Genomic DNA, 7,229 nt, shown 5'->3' on the forward strand with positions numbered 1-7,229 from the left:
AAAAATCCGGATCGGGCGGCGTATTCGGGTTGTTATCCCGTTCCGCAAAAGGATAGGGAAAGAAGTTGCGCCGGCGCTCTGTAAGCGGGCGGTTAAAGCGGCGCATGTCTTCCAGCTTTAAGCCGGACATATACAGCTCTATGCAGCGGTTCTGGTAAATGGTGGTCAGCAGCTGGTCTTTAGTAAGCGGGCCGGTAATGGCCGGCAGGTCCGCGCCTACGCCCAGGGAGTCTTCCGACGGCTTTTTGGTGATCACCTTATTCAGCTCTATAAGGGCAAGGTCCGGCTGATCCAGGCGCGCATAGCTTTCTGCCTTTATCAGCATTATTTCGCCCGCAATGTAAATAGGGTAGGGCGTAATGTTGGTAGCGCCAAACCCGTTAATGCGGTAGCGCGGCGCAATGGATGTATTAAGACTGGTGTAAAAAGGAACGCGCTTATCAGCCATGTTGGGCTGCAGGCCAACGGGTAACCCCAGGGTAGAGTCTATTACCTGCCATACGTTGTTGGTAGAGGTAGAGGTTTCCCAGATAGGGTTAGGAAATACTGCATCGTACTTGAATATGGCGGGCTTCAGCGTTACATCCTGCGCAGTGGTGAGCGCCAGGTTATAATTGCCGGCAAACAGCGCATAACGCGCTTTCAGGGCCTTCAGCGTATTGGTAATATCTATACCGGCAGGTATATTGTTTAAAAAGCTGCTGCTGGGCGGATTGGCGGTTACCATAGCCAGTGCTGCATCAATCCAGCCAATGGCTTTATTAAAGCCCGCTACCCGGTCAATAAAATCAGTACCGGAAGTAAGGGAGCCGGTGCTGTCGGGCGCCTTTTGCCAGTACATAGAGAGGTTGCCCATGGCCAGCGCTTTAAAAATAGTTACATAGCCAATTAACCCGCTGGCATAGGCTTTATCATCCATGGCCTGTGCGTAAGCAATTACACGGTTGGCCTCATAAATGATCTTGTTGCTGTTAGACCATATGTTACCCAGGATGGTGTTGGTGCCATCCACTGTGCCGCCGCCTATGTTCAGCTGGTTCTCCGCGATGTTACCTTCATTGCGCAGCAGCAGCTCATTGGTGCTGAAACCATTAGCGGTTACAACGTTATAAACGCCGCCCGCGCGGTTGGTAGAATAAATGCGCTGTAAGCCCACCGCTACCGCCGTAACGGCCTGCGTGGAAGCATACACGTCGTTTTCAGGCGGGTTGGACGGGCTGGTGTAGTCCTTTTTGCAGGAAGCGCTCAATATTGTACTAATGATACAGATACCTGCTATTATTTTTTTCATACAATGCTTTTTAATAGGTTAGAATTTTGCAGACAGGCCCACGCTGAAAGTCCTGGGCACCGGTACAGCGCCAAAGTCAATACCGCGTAATACGGTGCTTTGCCCTGCTGCATTCACTTCCGGGTCGTAGCCCCTGTAGCTGTCCCATGATACCAGGTTACGGCCGCTCACGTTCACGGTCAGATCGCGGAAGCCTTTGATCCTGCCTATGTTATAGCCAATATATACTTCGCGCAGCTTTACAAAGGAGCCGTCTTCAACACGCCACTGCTCGGTGCTGTATACACCTGCAATGTAGCCGCGGGGCAGCTGGCCCAGGTCTTCCTGCTCTGCTACTTTACCATTACCAACGCCCTGGCGGGTACGGAAGTCGGCGTTAAAAACATCGTTGCCCTGCACGGCATCCAGCTGCACGCGTACGTTGAATTTTTTATAGCTGAACTCATTCACCAGCGAAGCTGTATAGTCGGGGTTGGGATCGCCGATTATCTTACGCAGCGTAGTGCCTGTGGGCAGGCCGGCTGCATCCCGCTGGGGAGTGTAAGATAAAGGACTGTTTTGTATGCCTTTTTCCATTTGCGGTATGCCCACTGAATTCTTCAGGTCATTACCGCTGGCGTCTTTGGCAAAGAAGGTGCCGTAGAACACGCCTATAGGGTGCCCTTCCAGTATGGCAACCGGTGCGCCGCCATTGGTGCTGTACAATATCAGCGCCTGGCCAATTTCAAGCGCTTTGTTGCGGTTGCGGTTAAAGATACCGGTAACGTCCCAACGGAAATTTTTGTTTTGTACCGGCACCAGGTTCAGCACCACTTCAATACCCTTGTTCTGCAGGGAACCGATGTTATTCTGGTAGCTGGAGTAGCCGGTGGTAGGCGCAATTACGCGGTTCAGCAGCAGGTCTTTCACCTTTTTGTTATAGTAGTTGAACTGCAGGCCTATACGGTTGTTCAGGAAGGCCATATCCGTACCTATTTCAATTTCTTCCTGGCGTTCCGGTGCAATGTCCTCATTGGCGCGTATGGTGCTGCCTACGAAAGAGCCTTTTGCATTAAATGCATTGGAGGTATAAGAGTTAAAGCGGTCGTAGGCGCCAATGCCGGTAAGGTTGCCCGACTGGCCGTAAGCGGCGCGCAGCTTCAGCAAATTCCACCAGCTGCTTACGCCGGCATTTTTCCAGAAGTCCGCATCAGACGGCACATAGCTGCCGCTGCCTTTTACATATACCTGGTTGCGCTCATCTTCACCAAATACGGAAGAGCCGTCCAAACGCACGGCGCCGGTCAGGAACAGCTGGTTCCTGTATTGGAAGCTTTGCTGCAGGTACACCCCGGAAATGGATATTTCGCTGCGGCTGTCTGCTGTGGGTAACGGCGTGGTAGCGCTGTTTACCGCTTCCACAAAGGGCGCCAGGCCCCTGCCTTGCGCCAGCAGGTATTTGTTCTTTTCATATTGTACAGAGTAACCTACCTGTGTGGTGGCGCCAAGCGCTTCGCTGATATTCCATTTGTAGTTGGCGTTCAGATCGTGGTTAATCTGGAAAAAATTGTCGGTAGCGGCGCTGGCATAACCATTTTGCGTGGCATCAAGGGTAGGGCCGCCGCCAAAGAAAGCAGTGCTTACATTGTAGGCAAAGGGCGGCATAAAGGTGTTGCCCTGCTGGCTGTAGTTATCAATACCCAGGTTATAGTTAATGGTAAGGTTTTTTACCGGGTACAGCTTCAGGCCTACATTGGCCAGCACGCGGCTGGTTTGCTGCTGCTGCTTAAAGTCTTCTATTACAGATACCGGGTTCACACGGCCTCTTTCGCCCACTGCCTTCAGGTTACCGGCGGCATCGCGGGTAAAAATATCGTGCATGTTGCCGATAATGGTAACGGAGTTCATGGGAGAGAAGAATGAGTTGCCGTCCGGCTTTTCATCTGCCGTACTGTTAATGTAGTTTACGCCTGCGCTGAAGCTCATCCAGTCAGTCATCTGCTGGTCCAGGTTTATGCGGAAGCTGTACCGCTGAAAGTCGGTGTTCTTGATAATGCCCTGGTTGTAGAAGTAAGAGGCGGATGCGTAGTACTTGGTTTTATCCCTGCCGCCGCTTACAGAAACGTTGTTGTCTGTTCCCAGGCCGGTATGGAAAATATAGTCCTGGTAGTCGTAACGTTTCACCGGTGTGGTGTTGGTGAGCGTAGGCGTTAATATGTCCTGTGTTTGCTCATCCGGTGAGCCGCCAAACTTGGTGGGGGCCTGGTTCACCTCCAGCTTTTTACGCAGCTGGCTTACCATCATGTTGGTGGAAAAGCTTACCACCGGCGCGCCGCTGCTGCCTCTTTTGGTGAATATCTGCACTACGCCTGCATTGGCGCGTGAACCGTAAATGGCTGCTGCTGCGGCGCCGTTCAGCACTTCTATGTGGTCAATATCGTCCGGGTTTATATCCACCATCCTGTTCTGGCCGATGGTGCCTATAAAGTTGGTGCCATCGTAAGTGCCGGCCGTGTTGGTTACGCGGTTGGTAGCATTGTTTACAATAATACCGTCTACAATATACAACGGATCGGAAGAACCATTAATAGTGCTGATACCTCTCAGCCTTACTGAAATGCCGCCGGCGGGGTCGCCGGAGTTTTGCGAGATCTGCGCGCCGGCTGTTTTACCCTGCAGGGCTGCCAGGGCGTTGCCGGTAGCGCCTTTGGTAAGCTGGTCGGCCTTTACGGTGCTGATGTAGTTGCCCAGCTGCTTGCGGGTGGTACCTTCCGTGGTACCGGTTACCACTACTTCGTCCAGCCCCAGCGCATCTTCAGACAGCCGGGTGTTTGCGGTATAAGCAGTGGCATCGCTTATTTGCAGGGCCTGTTCTTTGGTGCCAAAGCCCACGCCGGAAAAACGCAGCGTATAGGCGCCGGGTTTAAGGGTGGCATTAATGCTGTAGTTGCCGTCAGGGCCGGTTACAGCGCCATAGGTGCTACTCTTTACCTGAACAGTAATGCCGGGTATGCCGTTACCTTCGGCGCTGGTAACCTTCCCGGTTATATGCACCTGGCCAAAGGCCTGGGTAGCACTTAGCCCGGTTAACAGGAAAAGGCACAAAAGCGGCCATTTCCGGCATGCTAGTAATAACAAGTTCATCATGACTATTTGCGATTTTAGATTTGGATATACTTCATATTACAGGTTTACTATCTTTCTATATTTCATAAAAGGCGCGCAATGCCGCTACAGCGTTGCTATGTATATTTATTTGTGGAATGCAACAGTTTGCGGGGCAGCATTTGTTAGCCCGCAGCGGTTATTGCGTATCAGATAACTTCCAGTCCTGCATCTTTATAAGCGGTGAACAGCGGGTTATCCGGCGGCAATTCGGTAATAAGCGTATGAATACGGTGTACATCGCACACCTGTATGCGTTGGGCCGTGTTCACCTTTTCGGCAATAGTAAGCGCCACCACCTTTTGTGCAGTGGTAACCATTGCCTTTTTAATTTGCATGACTTCCCAATCGTTTTCTGTTAGCCCGTGTGTGATGTCAATTGCATTAGTCCCTAAAAAACAGAGGTCTGGTTTAATTTGTTTGATCTTGGCCTGCGCTTCCCCCCCCACAGTGATCTGCGCATTTTTTGAAAGCTTATCGCCTATAAGAATAATTTCAATGTTCGGGTGCTGCATATATTCAATGGCAGCGGTAAGGCTTACCGTAAAAAAGGTGGCCTTCAGGTCGGGCGGCAGCGCTTTGGCCAGCTCTATGATGGTAGTGCCGCCGGTGGTAAGCACAAACATGCCGTCCTGTATCAGCTTTGCGGCTTTTTGCGCAATGCTGCGTTTTTCATCCAGCGCATATACTTCCTGTGCATGCACAGATAAATGATAGCCCTGCGATAGCGCCCCGCCGTGCACTTTTATCAGTTTCCCCTGGTCTGCCAGCTCCGCCAGGTCGCGCCGGATGGTATCTTCCGAGACCTTGATCTGCTGGCTCAAATCGGCCGACAATACGCGGTTATGCACGTTCACCTGGTGAAGTATATAGGTTTGCCTCTCTTTTTTAAGCATGATAAAAAAGCGATATAGACATTGGTTACTTTAATATCCGCAGAAAAACGCAAACAAACAAGCATAAACAGGCAACTGGTAGTAAAAAACCTGCAAATTCATGCAAACTGATCTTGTGGTGATAAGAAAATATTGGTTCAGGGGAAAATTGTATTGGAAAGAAAGCGCCGGCCTGTAAGGGGGCTGTTAGCCGGGCTTTAATTAAAGGATTGAGAGGAAACAGCAGCAGCGTGCATTAAAGGATTGAATGGAAGCCGCAGCAGCATGTTGCAGCAGTACCGTTGTTCCGGCGCGTGCAGCCATACCCGTGCCGGATGCTGGGCATTTCCGGTGCGGTGAATGCTTTGCCGGTGGAGCGCTTTGCCGAACTCGCGGGTAACGTGCTGGTAGAAGGCCGCGCCCTGTTGAAACCCTGCTGCAGCCTGGGTGAAACCCGGCCGCAACCCGGGGTAAAAGCGTTGTAACAGGGTAGTAAAAGCGTACGCCATTGGTATTAAAAGCGTATGTAGTAGGTATTAAAAGCGTTGAAAGGATAGGAGAAGGTTATTTAAATACGCAGTTCCTGGCAGTCCACCACGATTTCACGTCGAAGGTTAAACGGCCGGTTTGCACGGCGGTATCTGTACGCACCAAGGCGGCGGCCGATGCGCTGTCGGGGCAGTCCAGTATAAAAATGCCCCGCAGGTCACCATCATCACCAAAAGGCCCCGCTACCAGCAGCTTGCCGGAAGCTGCCAGCCGGTTAATGTTAGCCAGGTGCTTTTCCTGGATAATGGCGGCATCTGCAGCGCTTTGGTTACGCCGGGGGCCTTTTTTCAGGAAAACCATCCAGTATTGTTTCATGACTACCTTGGAAGTGTCCGGGACAGATTTGCCGGTAACGGCCTGGAGTACAACAGTTGGCTTAAATGATACGATCAGCAGCACCAGGAACCCTGTAAGCAGCAAGGCAGGGAATATTTTACTCGACATAACTCCCTTATTTTGAGCGCAAGTTACATCTAAAATCCTAAATCAGTATATTGCTGATAAAAGTGGTTCACATGGGGAAAGATCTTTTCCAGTCACCAGATTATTTTGCAGTAGATGCGTTGTTAACCGAAGAACACCTGCTGATACGCGATAGTGTGCGCCAGTGGGTGAAAAAGGAAATTTCACCGGTTATTGAAGACTATTGCCAGCAGGCTACCTTCCCGACCAAGATCATACGCGGATTAGGGCAGCTGGGTTGTTTTGGCCCTACCATTCCCGCGGAATACGGCGGGGGCGGGCTGGATCATATTGCCTACGGGCTGATGATGCAGGAGCTGGAGCGGGGCGATAGCGGCGTGCGCTCTACCGCATCTGTACAGGGCTCGCTGGTGATGTACCCTATTTTTACTTTTGGCAGCGAAGAACAAAAGCATAAGTACCTGCCCCGGCTGGCTACCGGCGAATTAATGGGCTGCTTTGGGTTAACAGAGCCGGACCATGGCTCCAACCCGGCCGGCATGCTTACGCATTTTAAAACAGATGGTGAGCATGTGATCCTGAACGGCTCCAAAATGTGGATCTCAAACGCGCCTTTTGCAGATATTGCCGTAGTATGGGCTAAAGACGACCAGGGCGATATACGCGGCCTTATTGTGGAAAGAGGCATGCCCGGCTTTACCACCCCGGAAACCAAAGGCAAATGGAGCCTGCGGGCTAGCGCCACCGGCGAGCTGGTATTTGATAATGTGCGCGTGCCCAAAGCCAATATATTGCCCAACGCCAAAGGGCTGAAAGGGCCTTTAAGCTGCCTGTCCTCTGCCCGCTACGGCATTGCCTGGGGGGTGGTAGGCGCCGCCATGGATTGTTACGATACCGCCCTGCGCTATGCAAAGGAAAGAATACAGTTCGACCGGCCCATTGCCGGC

6 protein-coding genes are annotated in these 7,229 nt (G+C 51.7%); 2 read left to right on the forward strand and 4 right to left on the reverse strand.

The features are described 5' to 3' along the window. The 3 genes from VFS25_RS12010 to VFS25_RS12020 all read right to left on the reverse strand — a co-directional run. Positions 1–1,291 (reverse strand): RagB/SusD family nutrient uptake outer membrane protein (locus tag VFS25_RS12010; RefSeq protein ID WP_326462390.1); only part of this gene is annotated, 1,291 nt, incomplete at its 3' end. An 18-nt stretch (positions 1,292–1,309) separates the two neighbouring features. Then, entirely contained in the window at positions 1,310–4,417 is a 3,108-nt protein-coding gene (locus tag VFS25_RS12015) for a SusC/RagA family TonB-linked outer membrane protein (protein WP_326462391.1), read from the reverse strand. 167 nt (positions 4,418–4,584) lie between these two features. Next, the gene (locus VFS25_RS12020) at positions 4,585–5,331 is read right to left on the reverse strand and encodes a DeoR/GlpR family DNA-binding transcription regulator (RefSeq protein ID WP_326462392.1); all 747 of its coding nucleotides are present in this window, start codon (positions 5,329–5,331) and stop codon (positions 4,585–4,587) included. Positions 5,332–5,645: 314 nt separating this feature from the next. On the opposite strand from VFS25_RS12020, the gene VFS25_RS12025 reads away from it, so the two are divergent. After that, on the forward strand, positions 5,646–5,795 hold the full coding sequence (locus tag VFS25_RS12025) for a hypothetical protein (protein ID WP_326462393.1): 150 nt from the start codon (positions 5,646–5,648) through the stop codon (positions 5,793–5,795). 79 nt (positions 5,796–5,874) lie between these two features. Here VFS25_RS12025 and VFS25_RS12030 read toward each other — a convergent pair whose 3' ends face one another. Beyond that, complete coding sequence (locus VFS25_RS12030) at positions 5,875–6,303, reverse strand: YciI family protein (protein ID WP_326462394.1); 429 nt, start codon at positions 6,301–6,303, stop codon at positions 5,875–5,877. Between the two features lie 71 nt (positions 6,304–6,374). Between VFS25_RS12030 and VFS25_RS12035 the strand changes: the two genes are divergently transcribed. Then, on the forward strand, positions 6,375–7,229 hold an 855-nt coding region (locus tag VFS25_RS12035; protein ID WP_326462395.1), incomplete at its 3' end, for an acyl-CoA dehydrogenase family protein.

The organism is Chitinophaga sp. (assembly GCF_035761305.1).
GTDB lineage: Bacteria > Bacteroidota > Bacteroidia > Chitinophagales > Chitinophagaceae > Chitinophaga.

Bases quoted from the DNA above. Each gene is read 5' to 3' on its own strand.
- VFS25_RS12015 (WP_326462391.1), bottom strand. From the start codon at position 4,417: ATGATGAACTTGTTATTACTAGCATGCCGGAAATGGCCGCTTTTGTGC.
- VFS25_RS12020 (WP_326462392.1), bottom strand. From the start codon at position 5,331: ATGCTTAAAAAAGAGAGGCAAACCTATATACTTCACCAGGTGAACGTG.
- VFS25_RS12025 (WP_326462393.1), top strand. From the start codon at position 5,646: ATGCTGGGCATTTCCGGTGCGGTGAATGCTTTGCCGGTGGAGCGCTTT.
- VFS25_RS12030 (WP_326462394.1), bottom strand. From the start codon at position 6,303: ATGTCGAGTAAAATATTCCCTGCCTTGCTGCTTACAGGGTTCCTGGTG.